The following is a 16,122-nucleotide window of genomic DNA, read 5'->3' as shown; positions in this document are numbered from 1 at the left end:
AAGGGTGACCGTGCGACGGCCGCCGGGTTGCCGGGGCCACCCGGTCCGTCGGCCGGCGGCGACGTCAGGCCACCTTCGAGGACGGGGCGGCCCACGTGTTGCAGGCCCCCGGGTCGCCGGACCTGAATCCCTCGTTGGCCCAGTAGGTGACCGACTTCCTGTTCCCGCCGTACTTGCCCGCCCAGCCGCGCAGGAAGTAGAGCAGATCGTCCCAGTCTTCGCGGTCACGCCGGAAGGACTTCCAGACGCTTCGCAGGGAGGCCCCGGCGAAGCAGTAGCCCTGCAGGTTGTATCGCCGTAGCTGCTCGGCGAGCTCGGCCTTGTTGCGGTAGCCGAGGTGCATGCCCGCCCGGTAGATGCCCGTGACGTTCTGCACGTGCTCGGCGTACTGCGTCGCCAGCAGATTGAACAGGTAGAGATCCCCCGGATCCTCCAAAAGGTCCTTCGAGAGCACGATCAGGATGGTGTGCGACGCGTCGCAGTAGTAGCCGTCCCAATCGTCCTTGCGCCACTTGGCGCCGCAGTACTTCGCCGGCACTTCGGTGGCGTACGTGAGCTTCACCCGGGACTGCTTCAGACCCGCCCGGTGCAGTTCGGCGCCCCAGGAGCGGGTGAGGCAGTTGAGCACCTCGTTCAGATAGCCCTTGGCGGACCTCGCGTCCGCCTTCTTCACCGGCCTTTCCCGGCAGCCGGTGACCGGCAACGCCCCCGCGCCGTACAGGCGGTTGTCGGTGAGCGTCCTGCTCTTGATCGGACGGGCCGCGGCCGTGCCGGGAGCGGCCGGGACGAGCCCCAGCGCCAGTGTGCCGGCAAGCGCGATCTTGGCGAGTTTCACGGACGACGAGGGTAGGCCACCCAAAGTCCACAGGAAGTCGTTTTGTGAACATCGATCCGCTTGGCCCGCGCGTGGCAGTGTTATGCCGGGACGCCCGGAGCCGAAAGCAGACAGGGAGCGTGCATGGTCATCAGACGCGCCGAACCGGCGGACGCGGAGGCGGTCGCCGCCGTCCACGTCCGGTCGTGGCAGGCCGCCTATCCGGGGCTCATGCCCCAAGCCCATCTCGACGGGCTCACCCCGGCCATGCGCCTGCCCGTCTGGGAGCGGCTGCTGGGGCAGTCCTCCCCGCCGGGTACGGAGGTCCTCGTGGCGGAGGAGGACGGCTCCGTCGCCGGGTTCGCCTCGCTCGGTCCCGGCCGGGACGACGACGTCGACCCGGCCGAGGTCGCGGAGATCTCGGCGATCTATCTGATGCCCGAGGCATGGGGCGTCGGGGTCGGCGGGCGCCTCATGGCCGCCGCGCTGGACCGCCTCGCCGCCGCCGGGTACGAGCAGGCCGTCCTCTGGGTCGTCGACGGGAACGCCCGCGCCCGCCGGTTCTACGAGCGCGGGGGCTGGCGCCCCGACGGCGCCGTACAGCGGGACGAGTCGGACGGCTTCCCGCTGACCGAGGTCCGCTACCGCCGGGCCTTGGAGCGTTGACCAGCGAGCGCTATCGGCCGGGCTTCGTCCAGGTCAGGGAGTATCGGCGGAGCACGTGCCGGCGGTAGCGCACGCCCGGCAGCAGGCGGCCTGCCGCGGCCCGCACCTGCCCGTAGCTCATCCGCGGTGCGGCCACCGGCATCCCCTCGGGCTCCCGCGCGCGGCGCAGCACCTTCGTGATCCGCACGACCGGGGCGGCGGCGATCATCGCCGCCCACTCCGCGGGGGACGCCTCGCGAGCGAGGCCGACCACCACCAGCGTGCCGCCGGGGCGCAGCAGTGCGCGCATCCGGGTGAGGGCGGCGTCGAAGTCCATGTGGTGGATCGCGGACACCGAGCAGACGAAGTCGTACTCCCCGGCGGGCAGGACGGCGGTGAGGAAGTCGCCCTCGACGAAGGTGAGCTCCGGCCGGCCGGCGGACAGCTCGCGGGCACGGCCGATCATCTCCGGCGATCTGTCGACGCCGGTGACGCGTTTGGACCGGCCGGTCAGCTTCCGGGCGAGCAGCCCGTCTCCGCAGCCGACGTCCAGTGCGTCACCGCACCCTGCGGGGACGGCGCGGAGGACGCCCGGGTGCCGGGCGACGTTGGTGTTCCAGTACGGGTCCGGGTCGGCCTGGCGCATCGGGTCATCGTAGATCGGGCGTCATGACGAAGTCGCGGAAGCGGGTGGCGGGGCCGGCCGGATCGTGGTCGGTACGCCAGGTGAGGCCGATGGTGCGGCGGGCGGCCTCCGCCGCGATCCTGACGCCGACGGTGCCGGACTGCCCGGCGAAGGGCTCCGGGACGACGGCCACGCCGAGCCCGGCCGCGACCAGGCCCTCGATGGTCGCGAGGTCCTGGCTCTCGAAGGAGACGGCGGGGGACACCCCGGCGTCGCGCAGCAGCGTGTCGACCAGGGCCCGGTAGCCGAAGCCGACCGGCGTGGTGACGAGCTCCTCGTCCGCCAGCTCCTGGAGGGCCACCTCCTCCCGGTGGCGCAGCCGGTGGCTCGGCGGGACGACGAGCACCAGCCGCTCCTCCTGGAGCGGGTGCCAGCCGAAGTCTCCGGGTGGGCGTGGGGAGGTGATCGCGAGGTCGGCGGCCCCGCTGCGCAGATCCTGGACGATCTCGTGCGCCGGTTCCTGGCGCAGCAGGATGCGCATCCGGGGAGCGTGCTCGTGGAAGGCGCGCAGCAGCCGCGGGACGAGGGAGGTGGCGATGGAGTCGAGGAAGGCCAGGCGCACCACCCCCGTGTCCGGGTCGAGCAGGCTCCGGAGGTCGGTCAGCAACTGCTCGTAGCGCGCCGTGAGGTCGCGCGCGGCCGCCACCACGAGTCTCCCGTTGGGCGTCAGGTGGACCCCGTCCGGCGCCCGCTCGAACACCCGGGTGCCGAGTTCGGCCTCCACCCGGGCGAGGGCGCGCGAGAGCGTCGGCTGGCTGGTGCGCAGGATGGCGGCGGTGTCGGTCACGTGCCGGTGCTCGGCGAGGGCGACCAGCCAGGACAGGTCCCGGAGCAGCATGCCCGCCATCATACGTGTCACGTATTGAAAGCCGCTTCTCATCGCATTGGACGCATGACGGCAGCAAGTGCACAGTCATTCGGGTGACCGCTGTTCTCGCGACCTCCGCCGTGGAAGGACACCTGCCGGGCACCGCCGGATACCGGCGGGTCGTCGTCGCGCTGTTCGCCGCCGGGGTGGCGACCTTCGCGCTGCTGTACAGCACCCAGGCGATCCTGCCCGAGCTCGCGGCGCAGTTCGGGGTGTCGACCGCGGAGAGCACGCTGAGCGTGTCGCTCACCACGCTCGGGCTCGGCGTCGCGCTGTTGGTGGCCGGCCCCCTGTCCGACGTCGTCGGGCGCACCCGGCTGATCCATCTGTCGTTGACGGCGTCCGCCGTCGTCGCGGCCGCGTGCGCGCTGGCGCCCGGCTGGCCGGCGCTCGTGGTGCTGCGGACGCTCCAGGGCATCACACTGGCCGGTCTCCCCGCAGTGGCCACCGCCTACCTGCGCGAGGAACTGCACCCGTCCACGCACGCCCGCGTCGCCGGTCTGTACGTCGGCGGCACGGCGCTGGGCGGGATGGCCGGTCGCCTCCTGACCGGCGCGGTCGCCCAGGCCGGCGGCTGGCGCTGGGCTCTCGCCGCGGCCGCCGCACTCGGCCTGCTGTGCGCCCTGACCGTACGCGTGCTGCTCCCGGCCTCCCGGCGCTTCACCGCGGCCCCCGCGAGCATGCGCGCCCTGCTCCGCGGGAGCCTGCGCGCGGTGTCGGACCGTGGACTGCTCGCGTTGTACGGCATCGGCGGCTGCTCGATGGGAACTCTGGCCGCGGTGTTCAACACCCTGGGCTTCCGGCTCTCGGGCGCGCCGTTCCACCTCGGCGTCGGAGCCGCCGGCCTGATGTTCCTCGTCTATCCCATCGGCTCGGTCAGCTCCGCGGTGTCCGGCCGGCTGGCGGACGGCTACGGGCGCCGGACCGTGACGCCGCTGGGCTGCCTACTGGCCGTCGCCGGCGCGCTGGTGACGCTGTCGTCCTCGCTGCCGGTCGTGGTGATCGGGCTCGCTCTCCTCACCGCGGGCTTCTTCGCCGTCCACGGGGTGGCCAGCGGCTGGGTCCCCGCCCGGGCGCACGCAGGCGGGGTGTCCACGGGCCAGGCCGCCTCGCTCTACCTGTTCACCTACTACCTCGGGTCCTCCGTCTTCGGCAGCCTCGCGGGGCGCGCCTGGACGGACGCCGGATGGCCAGGCGTGGTCGCCCTCGCCGTGCTCCTGCTCACCGCCACCAGCGCCCTCACCCTCCTGCTGCGCCGTACCCCCGCCCTGGGGAAGTGACCGTCGTCACCAGAAGGCGTGAGATAGGCGCAGGTCGCCCCCGAAGGCTCTCGCGATCACGCGTCCTGTCTCGAAGACGAACTCCGCCTCCACCCACTGGGCGGGATCCTCGGGGGTCGAATCCCCTGCTCACCTGGACGAGCCGCTCGCCGACATGCCGGACGAAGGGCACCTCGGCGGGTGCGGGCACGATGTCCACACGGCTGCCGAGTTCCTCCATCGTGTAGCCGTCTCCCGGCTCGTCCGGCACGATGTGCAGTGCCCAGTCGGTGGTGTCACGTACCACGACGGTCGTCGTCTCCAGATGAAGCCATACGTGCAGGAGTTCGGGAGCGTCGGACTCGTGGATGAACAGGGCCGCGGTGACCGCGGTCAGGCACAGGCCCTCCAGGGCGGAGAGATCCATCATCCCCCTGCCCAAGTCGGGTTCTTACAAGCCCGGCGGTACATCGGCTGCCGGCCGCCCGGCGTCTCGGTCCTCGATCCGTCTTCATCGTGAGTGCCGCACATCAACCGGTCATCTCTCCGCGATCGATCTTGTCGGTGGTGGTGTCTACGCTCTCCGCTCATGCATGACGATCAACAGCGAACTCGACCCGGAGCGGTTCATGCGGACCCTCGGAAAGCGCCCGCTGAGCCGGTCGTCCGAATCGGCGGCCGCGAGAAATCCGGGCGCGCCGGACACGGCGTGGACGCCATGATGATCTGATGAGGGCGTGCGTTTTCTGCGAGATCATCGCAGGGCGAAAGGCGGCCAGCGTGGTCCATGCCGACGACAGCGTGGTGGCGATCCTGGATCACAAGCCGGCCACCGTCGGCCACGTACTGGTGATCCCACGTGTGCACATGGCCGGGTTGGCCGACGCCGACGACGCGGTCGGTACGGCGATCTGGCGGGCGGCGCGGCGCGTGTCGGCGGCGTTGCGGGCGTCGGGGCTGCGCTGTGACGGGGTGCGCCTGTCATTGGCCGACGGGGAGGCCGCCGGCCAGGATGTCTTCCACCTTCACCTGCACGTGCTGCCGCGTTATCCGGGAGACGGCGTCGTGGTCGCCGCGGACGGGAAGAAGCGCTCGCGTGACCTTCTCGACCAGGACGCGGCGCTGATCCGGGCCGCGCTCCCGGGCTGACTCTCGGCCGGCCTTCCTGCGCCTCGCCCGTCTTCGTGCGATCTCAGGCCGGTCTGTGCCGGTCATGCTCGGCCACCAGGCGCTTGGGCGCCTGCTGACGCCATGCCTCTTCCACGAGACTCCTGACGCGCTCCGCCGGGACGCTGCCGAGCTTGACCTGCAGCCCGAGGAAGCTCTTCCGCGCGTCCGGGCGGCGTACGGCCTCGCAGGCGGATGGGTCGGCCTGCGCCGCATCGACGGCCTGCTGCTCGGCGACGCAGAACACGGCCGTCGTCTCGTCCGCGCCCATGCCGAGGAAAGTCCGGCCCCGGACCTTGAACACGGGAACGTGGAACCGGAAGTGACTGACCTCTTCGACCTCGGGCAGTCCCGTGGCCCAGCGCCGGATGTCGTCCGTAGTTGTCACAAAGGGACATTAACCCCCGTAGCAGCCGTTCCCAGCTCCCCGGCCATGATCCTTGAGCGCGCTGCAATCCCGCCGCGGTCATACTGCGATTCGTGACCATTGAAGAGGTGCGTGTCCGCCATCGCACGGGGCAGTGGTGCTCCAGTGTCCGGACCGGCGACAACATCGTGGCCTACGACGTCGAGATCCTTCCCCCGTGGCGGGTTCCCGGGCGGCCCACGACCGATCGCTGCTTCGTCATCGCCGACGAAGGGGTACAGATCAGAAAGCCGGTCACCTTCGTCGACGCACTTGAAGGCGGTTGGTACGTCGACCTCATCGACCTGGAGGAAGCGGGCCCGAAGCAGCTCGTTGTCCACGACCTCTACGTGGACATCCTCGTGCCCCCGCTCAGTCGGCGCTACGAAGTGCTGGATCTCGACGAGTTCGCCGACGCGCTGCAGGACGGTGCCATCGATGCCGCCACCGCGGTCAGGGTCCTCCGCGACACGCAGCGTTTCATCGACACGCACCTGCGCAATCTGAACCAGGACCCGCCGGGCTCATGGCCGGACTTCCCACCGGCGGCCATTCTGGACCTGGTGGAGCTGCCGCCCTTCGACGTGAATCGAAGGTGCTGAGCCCTCAGCGGTCGTCCGGGTGATCCTGAACGCGCGGCCCGGGGGAGGGCCGCCTCGGGCGGGCGATGCGGAAAGCCCGTGGCAAGGCGCGGGACCTTGCCACGGGCTTCCTGCTCCACGACTCGCGGCACTGCCTCGCGTCGCTCCTGACCTCTTCGGGCGCCGAACGCCGCCCTCGATGTGGTGCTCGCCGCTCGGACGGAACCGAGGCAGAACCAGCCGGATCACCGCGCGATGAACGAGCATGTCACCGCGCGGTCACCGATCACACGTCGTAGTACAGCTCGAACTCGTGCGGATGCGGGCGCAGACGGATCGGGTCGACCTCGTTCTCGCGCTTGTAGGAGATCCAGGTCTCGATGAGGTCCGGCGTGAACACGCCGCCCTCCAGCAGGTAGTCGTGGTCGGCCTCGAGCGCGTCGAGCACCTTCTCCAGCGAGCCCGGCACCTGCGGGATGTTGCGGGCCTCCTCCGGCGGCAGCTCGTACAGGTCCTTGTCGACCGGCTCCGGCGGCTCGATCTTGTTGCGGATGCCGTCGATGCCGGCCATGAGCATGGCGGCGAAGGCGAAGTACGGGTTGCAGGACGGGTCCGGCACGCGGAACTCGATGCGCTTGGCCTTCGGGTTCGATCCGGTGATCGGGATGCGAACGCAGGCCGAGCGGTTGCGCTGCGAGTAGACCAGGTTGACCGGGGCCTCATAGCCGGGCACCAGGCGGTGGTAGGAGTTCACCGTCGGGTTGGTGAAGGCCAGCAGCGACGGGGCGTGCTTGAGCAGGCCGCCGATGTAGTAGCGCGCCATGTCCGACAGACCGGCGTAGCCGACCTCGTCGTAGAACAGCGGCTCGCCGTCCTTCCAGAGGGACTGGTGGCAGTGCATGCCGGAGCCGTTGTCACCGAAGATCGGCTTGGGCATGAACGTGACCGTACGGCCCGCCTGGATGGCCGTGCTCTTGATGATGTACTTGTACAGCATCAGCTTGTCGGCCGTCTCGAGCAGCGTGCCGAACCTGAAGTCGATCTCCGCCTGGCCGGCCGTGCCCACCTCGTGGTGCTGCATCTCGGTCTCGATGCCGGCCTCGATGAGGTTGCGCACCATCTGCGAGCGCAGGTCGGTGAAGTGGTCCATCGGCGGGACCGGGAAGTAGCCGCCCTTGTAGCGGGGCTTGTAACCCAGGTTGCCGCCCTCGGAGGCCTTGCCGGTGTTCCAGGCGCCTTCGACGGAGTCGATGTAGTAGTAGCCGGCGTTCTGCCTCGTCTCGAAGCGGACGTCGTCGAAGATGTAGAACTCGGCCTCGGGGCCGAAGAACACGGTGTCCGCGATGCCGGTGCCCTTGAGGTACTCCTCGGCCTTGCGCGCGACGTTGCGCGGGTCGCGGCTGTAGGCCTCGCCGGTCAGCGGGTCGTGCACGAAGAAGTTGATGTTCAGCGTCTTGTGCTGACGGAACGGGTCGAGCACGGCCGTGGACGGGTCGGGCAGCAGAAGCATGTCCGACTCGTGGATGGCCTGGAACCCGCGGATCGACGAGCCGTCGAACATGAGGCCGTCGGTGAAGACGTTGGCGCCGAAGTTCTCGGACGGGAAGGTGAAGTGGTGCGTCGTCCCCGGCAGGTCCGTGAACCTGACGTCAACGAACTGCACACCCTCGTCCCGGATGAACTTGAGGACGTCATCGGCGGAGTTGAACACTCTCGAACCTCCCAGGGGCATGGGCTAGCAACCCGAAAATAGGCCGATGCCGTTTCCGCCCCATGTCTCGATTGTTTCGCGCGTGTTAAGGGAAAGCGCTACCCGGGCGGTCGCGGCCACAACGTCGGACCGCCGCTCACGAGCTCCATCCTACGGCCTTCTCGCAGGTCAGGTGCCCAACGCGGCCGGGCAGCGCGGCTTGCCGGAAACACCGGAGGCGCGGTCGTAGGGATCGACGGGCTCGCCGGAGGGCCTCGCTCCCTGTGGGTCACCAGGAAATCGTGGGTGGACGAATTCGTTATCCGCACCGCAATTCGCGCCAAAGAGGGCTGATCTGTCCATTTCCAGCCAGACCACAAGCTTCCCGCCCTCCCGATAGGCGGAGAACTCGCTCCTGTGGTGCTCGACGACCCTCGTCACGATCAGGGGCGCGCCGGTGCGGCTGACCGGGTGGACGAACAGATAGTCCGTCCCGATCGTGACGCCTCCACCGGCCCTTTCCGAGACCGTCGTCTCGCCGGAGACCTTCACGACGTCCCCGACCGGCTCGGCCGCGTCCGGGGCGAGGCTGAACAGCCACGACCGGGTGCCCGAGGGGCCGCTGTCGTCCAGATGGCGCAGGAACGTTTCACGCTGCCGGGGATGCAACAGGCGGGCGAACGCCTCCGGGCGCTCGCCCCGCACGGTGGCCGGGTCGAGGTGCGCCGCCGACAGCAGTCGCCGTACGCGCTGCAGGGCCTGGCCGACCTCCTTCTCCGTGAGCCCGCCGAGCGCGCGGGCCGCGGGCATGGCCAGCCCCTGCTCCCCGTCGGCGTAGTCGACGGCGGGAGTGCCGGCGAACGGGCCGGCGGCCGGCGCCGGGACGGGGCCGTGGTCGAACAGGCCCTCCTCGCCGTCGGGGATCGGCGTCAGCACGGGCCCGGGCCGGGCGACCACGGCGCCGGAGATCACCAGGTCCTCGCCGCCGGCTGCCGGGCGGACGAAGCCGAGCCTCTCCAGGACGCCGGGCCGCAGGACGACGACCCCCACGAGCACGACCAGGCCCGCGATCATCACCAGCACGGCCGGGCGGCGCCGCCGACCCGGCGGTGGCGCGACCGACCCGGCCGCCGCGGTCATCCGGCGGATCTCGTCCTTGTCGAACTGTGCGACCAGCGCCTCGAAGCGCGCGTCGATGTCATCGGGGTCCGCCGGTCGCACGGTTCCCTCCAAAGCGCTCAGATAGGAAACGATTCACGATACCGGGATCTAACGCGATAAGCCCGCCCATGATGTACGGCTTCGCGGCCGGACGCCAGACCGGTGTCCCTCCCCGATACGCTGGGAAACCATGAGTGACCGGCAGCCGCGTTGGACGCAGACCTGGATCGGGGGCCCGCGGGCCGCCGGGATGGACCTGGGCTATCCGGGGGAGCGCCTCGGCCTGCCCGAGCAGGGTCCCGGGGCGGTCGCCGGGTGGGGACGCAGGGTCGGCGCCGTCGTCGTCGACTGGCTGCTGTGCACCTGGGCCATCGCCGGCGGTCTGCTGCGCGTGCAGGGCAACGACATCGGCGCGGTCGGCCTCGGGGTCTTCGCCGCGGAGTACGTCCTGCTGGTCGGCACGATCGGCATGACGCTGGGGATGCGCCTGTTCGGCATCCGCGTGGCCGCGCTCGACGGCAGGCGGCCGCCCTTCTCCTCTGTGCTGGTGCGCACGCTGCTGCTGTGCCTCGCCGTGCCCGCGCTCATCTGGGACCGCGACCGGCGCGGCCTGCACGACCGTGCGAGCCGCACGGTCGTGGTCAACCTCTGACACCGCGTCTGACACCGCGTCGAACCCTGGTCAGGGTCATTGCGATGGCCTGGGCGTTATGTCCGGCTGGGTTACTTCCTCTGACGTCGCCGCCGGGACCTACGACGCCGCCCTGGCGCACTGGAAGATAGCCGTGCCGGGCAGCAGCCGTCCGCGCAGCGGACTCCAGCCGCCCCACGTGCGGTCGTGGCCCTGCGGCCACTCCGGCTCGGTCAGGCCGGTCAGCACGAGGCCGGAGGCGGCGATCAGGCCCACCCAGTCGCCCATCGTCCGGTGGTGCTCAACGTACGACGGCTCGCCGCCCTCGCCGAACTCCACGTACGGCGACCGGTCGAAGTAGGGGCGGTCGGCTGTCAGGCCGCGCGGGCCCGGATCGTCGGGGAAGGCCCACCGGACGGGGTGGCTGACGGAGAACACGAACCGGCCGCCCGGCCGCAGCACCCGCCGCACCTCGGCCAGCACCGCCCCGGCGTCGGCCACGAACGGCAGCGCGCCGTAGGCCGAGCACGCGAGGTCGAACGACCGGTCAGCGAACGGCAGCGTCTCGGCGTCGGCCTGCACGACGGGCAGGGCCGCCCCGGCGGACATGTCGATCCGCCGGGAGTGCTGCAACTGCCGGTAGGACAGGTCGACGGCGGCGACCGCCGCGCCCCGCCCCAGCAGCCAGCGGCCGCACTGGCCGGCGCCGCACCCGATCTCCAGGATCCGGCGCCCGGCCACGTCGCCCAGCAGCCGGGCATCGGCCTCGTCGAGCCCCTCGGGGCACCACACGAAGCCGTCGTCGCGCAGAAAGCCGCCGTGCTCGGCCTGATACTCGTCGGCCGCGCCGTCCCACCAGCCCCGGTTGGCCCGGGAGGTCTGCGACCGGGAGACCGGCCGCCTTCCCACGAGGTCCAACGCGGTCAGCGCATCTTCGGGCCGCGCGGCATCCGGGCGCCCTTGGGGATGGGGCCCTTCGGCATCGGGATGGCCGGGGTGAGGGCGCGCATCCGGTTGTTGACCTCGGACACGGCGCCCTTCTTCAGGTTGCGGGGCAGCTTCATCATGTGCCGCTGGAGCTTGGCCAGTGGGATCTGGCCCTCCGCGTCACCGCACTGGACGTCGTACACGGGCACGTCGACCGCGACGCGCTGCACGCGCTTCTTCTCCGCGAGGAGCATGCGCTGCACCCGGTTCGGCGGGCCCTCGGAGACCAGGATGACCCCCGGGAATCCGACGACCCGGAAGACGAGGTCCTGGTCGCGGTTGACCGCGACCGGCTTCTCCTCGACGTGCCAGGTGCCGCGCAGGCTCTGCAGGATCGCGTACGTCGCCCCCGCCTGGCCGTGGAGCATCGAGTACTGCGCCTTCTGCGCCAGGCGGCTGAAGACGACCATCCCCACCAGCACGGCGGCGAAGACGCCGAACACGATCCACGTCCAGCCGAAGATCACGCCGATGACGACGAACACGATGAGCGTGCCCAGAGCCGACGCGTAGACGATCGGCATACCCTTGGGGTTCGCCTGCTGAATGATCTGTGCGACCATCCGGAGTTGCTTGAGGCGACCCGGAGCCGCTGCGTCTTTCGCCATGGTGTGAAGGATACAAACGCCGAGCTGACTTAATGAAAACGAGACTCGCCCACGCGGGCGGCGATCGCCTGCTGGTACAGGCGGCCGGCCCGGTAGGACGAGCGCACCAGCGGCCCGGACATGACGCCGGCGAAGCCGATCTCCTCGGCCTCCCGCTGGAGCTCCACGAACTCCTCGGGCTTGACCCAGCGGTCCACCGGGTGGTGGCGCGGGGTGGGACGCAGATACTGCGTGATGGTCACCAGGTCGCATCCGGCCTCGTGGAGGTCGCGCAGCGCCTGGACGATCTCCTCGCGCTCCTCGCCCATGCCGAGGATGAGGTTCGACTTGGTGACCAGCCCCGCCTCGCGGGCCATGGTGATGACCGCCAGCGAGCGCTCGTAGCGGAACGCGGGCCGGATCCGCTTGAAGATCCGGGGCACGGTCTCGATGTTGTGCGCGAGGACCTCGGGCCTGCTGGAGAAGACCTCCTCGAGCTGACCGCGGTCGCCGTTGAAGTCCGGCACCAGCAGCTCGACGCCGCAGCCGGGAACCATCTCGTGGATCCGCCGGGCGGTCTCCGCGTACAGCCAGGAGCCGCCGTCGGGCAGGTCGTCACGGGCGACGCCGGTCACCGTGGCGTAGCGCAGGCCCATCTGCTGCACCGACTCGGCGACGCGGCGCGGTTCGTCCCTGTCGTACTCCGCCGGCTTGCCGGTGTCGATCTGGCAGAAGTCGCAGCGCCGGGTGCACTGGTCGCCGCCGATGAGGAAGGTGGCCTCGCGGTCCTCCCAGCATTCGGAGATGTTGGGACAGCCCGCTTCCTGGCACACGGTGTGCAGCCCCGCGCCCTTCACCAACGACTTGATCTCGTTGAAGTTGGGGCCGTTGTGCAGCCGCGTCTTGATCCACGGCGGCTTCTTCTCGATGGGGGTCTGGCTGTTGCGCACCTCCAGGCGGAGGAGCTTTCGGCCTTCAGGAGCGACGGTCATGCGACTTCCTTCGCAGCACTCCGCGGTAGCGGTCCGCGGGCCCGGGGTCCGAGCGGGAGCACGCGGCCCGGCGCCGTACGCGGGCCTGCGTGCCTGTCGGAACGCTCGTTCATGAGCCCAGCTTATTACCTGCTTTCAGGTGATCCGGGACGGCTCCCGGACCGTCGCGCGAGGTGGCGCAACAGCTCGGCGCCGATCCGAGTCCGAGGCAGTCCGGCTCGGCCGGGGCCACGCAAAAGTGAAATCGATTGTAATTTTGCAGTAGAGTGCAGAAATGGCTGAGGGGCTGCGAGAGCGCAAGAAGCGGCAGACCCGGCGGCGCATCGCCGAGGTGGCGGTTCGGCTGTTCGTGGAGCGCGGCTTCGACGACGTAACGATGGCCGAGGTCGCGCAGGCCGCCGAGGTCTCGGTGAACACCGTCTACAACTACTTCCAGGCCAAGGAGGACCTGGTGCTCCCGCCCGAGGAGGCGTCGCCCCGGAGGCTGGCCGACATCGTGGGGGAGCGGCCGCCGGGTCAGTCGGCGGCCGTCGCGGTGCTGGAGCGCCTGCGCCGGGAGGTACGCGGTCGCGAACGCGCGGTCGGGCTGAGCGCGGGATTCGGGCGCGTGCTGGAGATGATGCGGGCCGCCCCCACGCTGACCGCCCGGCTGGAGGACCTCGGCCGTCAGATGACCGACGCGCTGGCGGTCGCGCTGGCCGAGGAGACCGGCGCGGACGCCGGCGATCCGCTGCCGCGCGTGGTCGCCTGGCACATCGGCTGCCTCCACTCGCTGGTGTACGCGGAGATCGGGCGGCGTACGACGGCGGGGGAGAGCCCGGACGCCATCGCCGCGGCCGTGCTGGAGCTGCTCGACGTCGCCGAGAGCCTTCTGGGCGAGCGCGTCCGCACCTACGCCGTACGAGAGGGACGACCGTGTTCAGAGTGACGATCAGAGGAAAGTTCAAGGACCTCGACGAGGCCGGCCGGGCCGCCGTGACGGCGGCGGGCGGCGCCGCCTACACCGAGGGCGGCACGTTCACCCACGACGCGAGCGTGTCCGCCTTCACCTTCCGCTGCCAGGTGCCCGCGGGGCCGGACGACGGCGAGGACGAGGCCGCGCTCGGAGCGATGGCCGCCCTGGACGCGCACGGGCACCCGTACGAGATCCTGCGGGTCGCGGTGACCGACATGCGCCAGATCAGGATCCGCAGGAAGGGCCGCGGCGCGTAGCCGTCAGGCGAGATCCTCCTCGTACAGGTCGTACGGCTCCTCGCCGAGCGCCTCGGCGAGGCGCTTGCCGGCGAACGGGATGACCTCGTCGACCGTGATCCGCCGGCCGGTCTCGGCCGCCAGCGACGTGACCCCGGCGTCGTCACCGGCGATGCGGGTGTACCAGCTCAGGTCGTTGACGCAGTTGAGCGCGAAGCCGTGCATGGTGACCCCGCCGGAGACCCGGATGCCGATCATGCCGATCCTGCGGTCCGGCAGCCCGTGCGCGGGGTCACCGGGCACCCAGATCCCGCCACGGCCCTCGACCCGCCGGGCCGTCACCCCGAAGTCGGCGCAGACCTGGATCAGGACCTCTTCCAGCACGCGGACGTAGGAGACCACGTCGCCGATGCGAATGATGGGATAGCAGACGAGCTGCCCCGGGCCGTGCCAGGTGATCTTCCCGCCCCGGTCCACGTCGATGACCGGCGTGCCGTCGACCGGCCGCTCGTGCGGCAGCGTCCGCTTGCCCGCCGTGTAGACGGGGGCGTGCTCCAGGATGAGGCACAGGTCGGAGATCTCGTCGGCCGCCCGCCGGGCGTGCAGCCGCCGCTGCAGGGTCCACGCCTGCTCGTACGGGACGTCGACGCCCAGGCGGACGATGGCCACGCCCTTCACGTTCCCATCGTCCTTCACGTTCACAGCGTAGAGGTCAGCAGCCGGGGCTCGACACGCAGCTCCTTGACCGCGGACCCGTCCCGCTCGATCCGGTAGGCGTACCCCTCGGGGTCGGTGGTCACGGCCTGGATGAACTCCGTGCCCACGTAGTGCAGCGCCACGCCCTCGTCGGCGGCGTAGCCCTCGGGCAGCTCGCCCGACGCGACCGACTCGTGCAGCAGCGCCCGCCGCTGGGGGTCGGAGTTGTAGTGGACGCCGCAGGAGTAGGGGAGCAGGCCCAGGCCCTCGGCCCAGGGACGCAGCCTCGGCCCGAACGAGTCGGTGTTGCCGCCGACGTGCCAGCACAGCGCGCCCGCGCTCTGCCCGGACAGCACGATCCCCGCTCGCCAGGCCTCGGCGAACGCCTCGTCCAGGCCGTGCAGCCGCCACAGCGCGGCGAGGTTGGCGACGCTGCCGCCGCTCACGTAGATGGCGTCCTGCTCCAGGATCCACTCGCGGGGGTCCTCGACGTTCGGCATCGGGAAGACCGTCAGGTGGCTCACCTCGACGTCCCAGCTGGCGAACGCGCCGTACATCTTGAGCAGCCACTCGGAGTCGTCGCCGGTCGCCGTGGCGAGCAGGCCGAGCTTGGGCCGGTCCTGGCCGGTCAGGTCGAGGACGTAACGCAGCAGGGCGGTCGGCTCGATGAACCCGTATCGCTCCGTCTGCCGGAATGACCCGCCTCCGATGGCGACGATGTGCGACTGCCCGATGCGGCTCATGCCCACCACTCCCGTTCCCGGATCGAATGACTCTTTAGAGTACGGCGGCCAGCGCCTCGCCGACGGTGGGATGGGCGAACCGATGACCCGCGTCGAGCAGCCGCCGGGGGAGCACCCGCTGGCCGGCGAGCAGGGCCTCCTCCGCGAACTCCCCGAGCGCCAGACGCAGCGCGAGGCGCGGGGCCGGCAGCGGCATCGTCGGGCGCCGCAGCGCCTTCGCGAGAGCGGCGGTGTACTCGGCGTTGGTCACCGGCTCGGGAGCCGTCAGGTTCACCGGCCCGGCCAGGTCGCGCGCGAGCAGGAAGCGGACCGCGTCCACCCAGTCGGGCAGCGAGATCCATGAGACGTACTGCCTGCCGTTGCCGAGCACGGCGCCCGCGCCCATCTTGAAGATCGGCAGCATCCGGGCGAGCGCGCCGCCCCGGCCGCTGAGCACGACACCCGTGCGCATCGGCGTCACCCGCACGCCCGCCTCGGCGGCGGGCGCGGTGGCGGCCTCCCAGGCGCCCACCAGATCGGCCAGGAACCCCGTGCCCGCCGGCGCGGACTCGTCCACCGCGCGATCCCCCGTGTCGCCGTAGAAGCCGATCGCGGAGGAGGACAGCAGCACCCGCGGTCCGCCGTCGGCGCGGGCCAGCGCCTGGGCGAGGGTGCGCGTGCCGCTGACCCGGCTTTCCACCAGCTCCCGCTTGTACGCCTCGGACCACCGGCGGTCGCCGATCCCGGCGCCGGCCAGGTGGACGACGGCGTCGGCGCCCTCCAGCGCACCGGGGTCGAGCGTGCCGCCCGCAGGGTCCCAGAAGTGCTCGTCCGGCCCGGCGGGCGCGCGGCGTACGAGGCGGCGCACCTCGTGCCCGTCGGCGCGCAGCACGCGCACCAGAGCCGTCCCGAGCAGTCCCGAGGAGCCCGTCACCACTGTCGTCATCGTCTCCACGCACCGATCACTACCCGGAAACGAAGGGGGCCGCCCCGCGAAACGCGGGACGGCCCCCAGAGGCGTCCGGGGCGTACGGCTCGCG

At 71.0% G+C, this 16,122-nt stretch carries 20 protein-coding genes; 7 read left to right on the top strand and 13 right to left on the bottom strand.

Translation table 11 applies throughout. The features are described 5' to 3' along the window. Window positions 1-64 precede the first annotated feature (64 nt). Entirely contained in the window at window positions 65-835 is a 771-nt protein-coding gene (locus ACGFIB_RS02485; RefSeq protein ID WP_393367941.1) for a hypothetical protein, read from the bottom strand. A 123-nt stretch (window positions 836-958) separates the two neighbouring features. Between ACGFIB_RS02485 and ACGFIB_RS02480 the strand changes: the two genes are divergently transcribed. After that, entirely contained in the window at window positions 959-1,480 is a 522-nt protein-coding gene (locus ACGFIB_RS02480) for a GNAT family N-acetyltransferase (RefSeq protein WP_393367939.1), read from the top strand. Window positions 1,481-1,490: 10 nt separating this feature from the next. On the opposite strand, the gene ACGFIB_RS02475 is transcribed toward ACGFIB_RS02480, so the two are convergent. Both ACGFIB_RS02475 and ACGFIB_RS02470 read right to left on the bottom strand, forming a co-directional pair. Next, complete coding sequence (locus ACGFIB_RS02475) at window positions 1,491-2,105, bottom strand: class I SAM-dependent methyltransferase (protein ID WP_393367937.1); 615 nt, start codon at window positions 2,103-2,105, stop codon at window positions 1,491-1,493. A 4-nt stretch (window positions 2,106-2,109) separates the two neighbouring features. After that, on the bottom strand, window positions 2,110-2,982 hold the full coding sequence (locus ACGFIB_RS02470) for a LysR family transcriptional regulator (protein WP_357239811.1): 873 nt from the start codon (window positions 2,980-2,982) through the stop codon (window positions 2,110-2,112). Between the two features lie 83 nt (window positions 2,983-3,065). Between ACGFIB_RS02470 and ACGFIB_RS02465 the strand changes: the two genes are divergently transcribed. Continuing rightward, window positions 3,066-4,292 (top strand): MFS transporter, encoded by a 1,227-nt coding sequence (locus tag ACGFIB_RS02465; protein ID WP_393367935.1) that lies wholly within the window; start codon window positions 3,066-3,068, stop codon window positions 4,290-4,292. Here the strand turns inward: ACGFIB_RS02465 and ACGFIB_RS02460 are convergent. Next, window positions 4,252-4,701, bottom strand: coding sequence for a hypothetical protein (locus tag ACGFIB_RS02460; protein ID WP_393367933.1), 450 nt, complete (start codon window positions 4,699-4,701; stop codon window positions 4,252-4,254). The two genes, ACGFIB_RS02465 and ACGFIB_RS02460, sit on opposite strands and share 41 nt — an antisense overlap. A 299-nt stretch (window positions 4,702-5,000) precedes the next feature. Between ACGFIB_RS02460 and ACGFIB_RS02455 the strand changes: the two genes are divergently transcribed. Beyond that, the gene (locus ACGFIB_RS02455) at window positions 5,001-5,420 is read left to right on the top strand and encodes an HIT family protein (RefSeq protein ID WP_357239820.1); all 420 of its coding nucleotides are present in this window, start codon (window positions 5,001-5,003) and stop codon (window positions 5,418-5,420) included. Between the two features lie 43 nt (window positions 5,421-5,463). Here ACGFIB_RS02455 and ACGFIB_RS02450 read toward each other — a convergent pair whose 3' ends face one another. Further along, the gene (locus ACGFIB_RS02450) at window positions 5,464-5,826 is read right to left on the bottom strand and encodes an MmcQ/YjbR family DNA-binding protein (RefSeq protein WP_357239823.1); all 363 of its coding nucleotides are present in this window, start codon (window positions 5,824-5,826) and stop codon (window positions 5,464-5,466) included. A gap of 92 nt (window positions 5,827-5,918) precedes the next feature. Here ACGFIB_RS02450 and ACGFIB_RS02445 point away from each other — a divergent pair, with 92 nt between their 5' ends. After that, window positions 5,919-6,446 carry a DUF402 domain-containing protein gene (locus ACGFIB_RS02445; RefSeq protein WP_393367930.1) on the top strand — a complete coding sequence of 176 codons (528 nt, stop codon included), beginning with the start codon at window positions 5,919-5,921 and terminating at the stop codon, window positions 6,444-6,446. Between the two features lie 265 nt (window positions 6,447-6,711). Here ACGFIB_RS02445 and glnA read toward each other — a convergent pair whose 3' ends face one another. Both glnA and ACGFIB_RS02435 read right to left on the bottom strand, forming a co-directional pair. After that, window positions 6,712-8,136 (bottom strand): type I glutamate--ammonia ligase, encoded by a 1,425-nt coding sequence (glnA, locus tag ACGFIB_RS02440; RefSeq protein WP_142568402.1) that lies wholly within the window; start codon window positions 8,134-8,136, stop codon window positions 6,712-6,714. A 168-nt stretch (window positions 8,137-8,304) separates the two neighbouring features. Then, window positions 8,305-9,336: a hypothetical protein gene (locus ACGFIB_RS02435; RefSeq protein WP_357257847.1), complete on the bottom strand. Its 1,032-nt coding sequence runs from the start codon at window positions 9,334-9,336 to the stop codon at window positions 8,305-8,307. A gap of 130 nt (window positions 9,337-9,466) precedes the next feature. On the opposite strand from ACGFIB_RS02435, the gene ACGFIB_RS02430 reads away from it, so the two are divergent. Then, window positions 9,467-9,928 carry an RDD family protein gene (locus ACGFIB_RS02430; RefSeq protein ID WP_393367928.1) on the top strand — a complete coding sequence of 154 codons (462 nt, stop codon included), beginning with the start codon at window positions 9,467-9,469 and terminating at the stop codon, window positions 9,926-9,928. Window positions 9,929-10,027: 99 nt separating this feature from the next. On the opposite strand, the gene ACGFIB_RS02425 is transcribed toward ACGFIB_RS02430, so the two are convergent. Genes ACGFIB_RS02425 through lipA form a run of 3 tightly spaced genes read right to left on the bottom strand, consistent with a single transcriptional unit; the run spans window position 10,028 to window position 12,473 of the window. Further along, window positions 10,028-10,825, bottom strand: coding sequence for a class I SAM-dependent methyltransferase (locus ACGFIB_RS02425; RefSeq protein ID WP_393367926.1), 798 nt, complete (start codon window positions 10,823-10,825; stop codon window positions 10,028-10,030). 5 nt (window positions 10,826-10,830) lie between these two features. Continuing rightward, on the bottom strand, window positions 10,831-11,502 hold the full coding sequence (locus ACGFIB_RS02420) for a DUF4191 domain-containing protein (protein WP_142568406.1): 672 nt from the start codon (window positions 11,500-11,502) through the stop codon (window positions 10,831-10,833). A 29-nt stretch (window positions 11,503-11,531) separates the two neighbouring features. Further along, window positions 11,532-12,473, bottom strand: coding sequence for a lipoyl synthase (lipA, locus tag ACGFIB_RS02415; protein ID WP_357257851.1), 942 nt, complete (start codon window positions 12,471-12,473; stop codon window positions 11,532-11,534). Window positions 12,474-12,747: 274 nt separating this feature from the next. On the opposite strand from lipA, the gene ACGFIB_RS02410 reads away from it, so the two are divergent. Beyond that, complete coding sequence (locus ACGFIB_RS02410; protein ID WP_142568408.1) at window positions 12,748-13,401, top strand: TetR/AcrR family transcriptional regulator; 654 nt, start codon at window positions 12,748-12,750, stop codon at window positions 13,399-13,401. Then, entirely contained in the window at window positions 13,398-13,685 is a 288-nt protein-coding gene (locus tag ACGFIB_RS02405) for a DUF6204 family protein (protein ID WP_357257853.1), read from the top strand. Before ACGFIB_RS02410 ends, ACGFIB_RS02405 begins: the two co-directional genes overlap by 4 nt. Window positions 13,686-13,688: 3 nt before the next feature. Here ACGFIB_RS02405 and lipB read toward each other — a convergent pair whose 3' ends face one another. Genes lipB through ACGFIB_RS02390 form a run of 3 tightly spaced genes read right to left on the bottom strand, consistent with a single transcriptional unit; the run spans window position 13,689 to window position 16,028 of the window. Further along, the gene (gene lipB / locus ACGFIB_RS02400; protein ID WP_229689632.1) at window positions 13,689-14,360 is read right to left on the bottom strand and encodes a lipoyl(octanoyl) transferase LipB; all 672 of its coding nucleotides are present in this window, start codon (window positions 14,358-14,360) and stop codon (window positions 13,689-13,691) included. Window positions 14,361-14,362: 2 nt separating this feature from the next. Next, window positions 14,363-15,103, bottom strand: a complete 741-nt coding sequence (locus ACGFIB_RS02395; RefSeq protein WP_142568410.1) for a Type 1 glutamine amidotransferase-like domain-containing protein — start codon at window positions 15,101-15,103, stop codon at window positions 14,363-14,365. Window positions 15,104-15,137: 34 nt separating this feature from the next. Next, entirely contained in the window at window positions 15,138-16,028 is an 891-nt protein-coding gene (locus ACGFIB_RS02390) for a TIGR01777 family oxidoreductase (protein WP_357257855.1), read from the bottom strand. Between the last annotated feature and the right edge of the window lie 94 nt (window positions 16,029-16,122).

Origin of the sequence: Microbispora bryophytorum (genome assembly GCF_043197435.1) — a bacterium.
GTDB classification, from domain to species: Bacteria; Actinomycetota; Actinomycetes; order Streptosporangiales; family Streptosporangiaceae; genus Microbispora; species Microbispora bryophytorum.
This window is presented reverse-complemented; position numbering and strand designations above follow the sequence as displayed.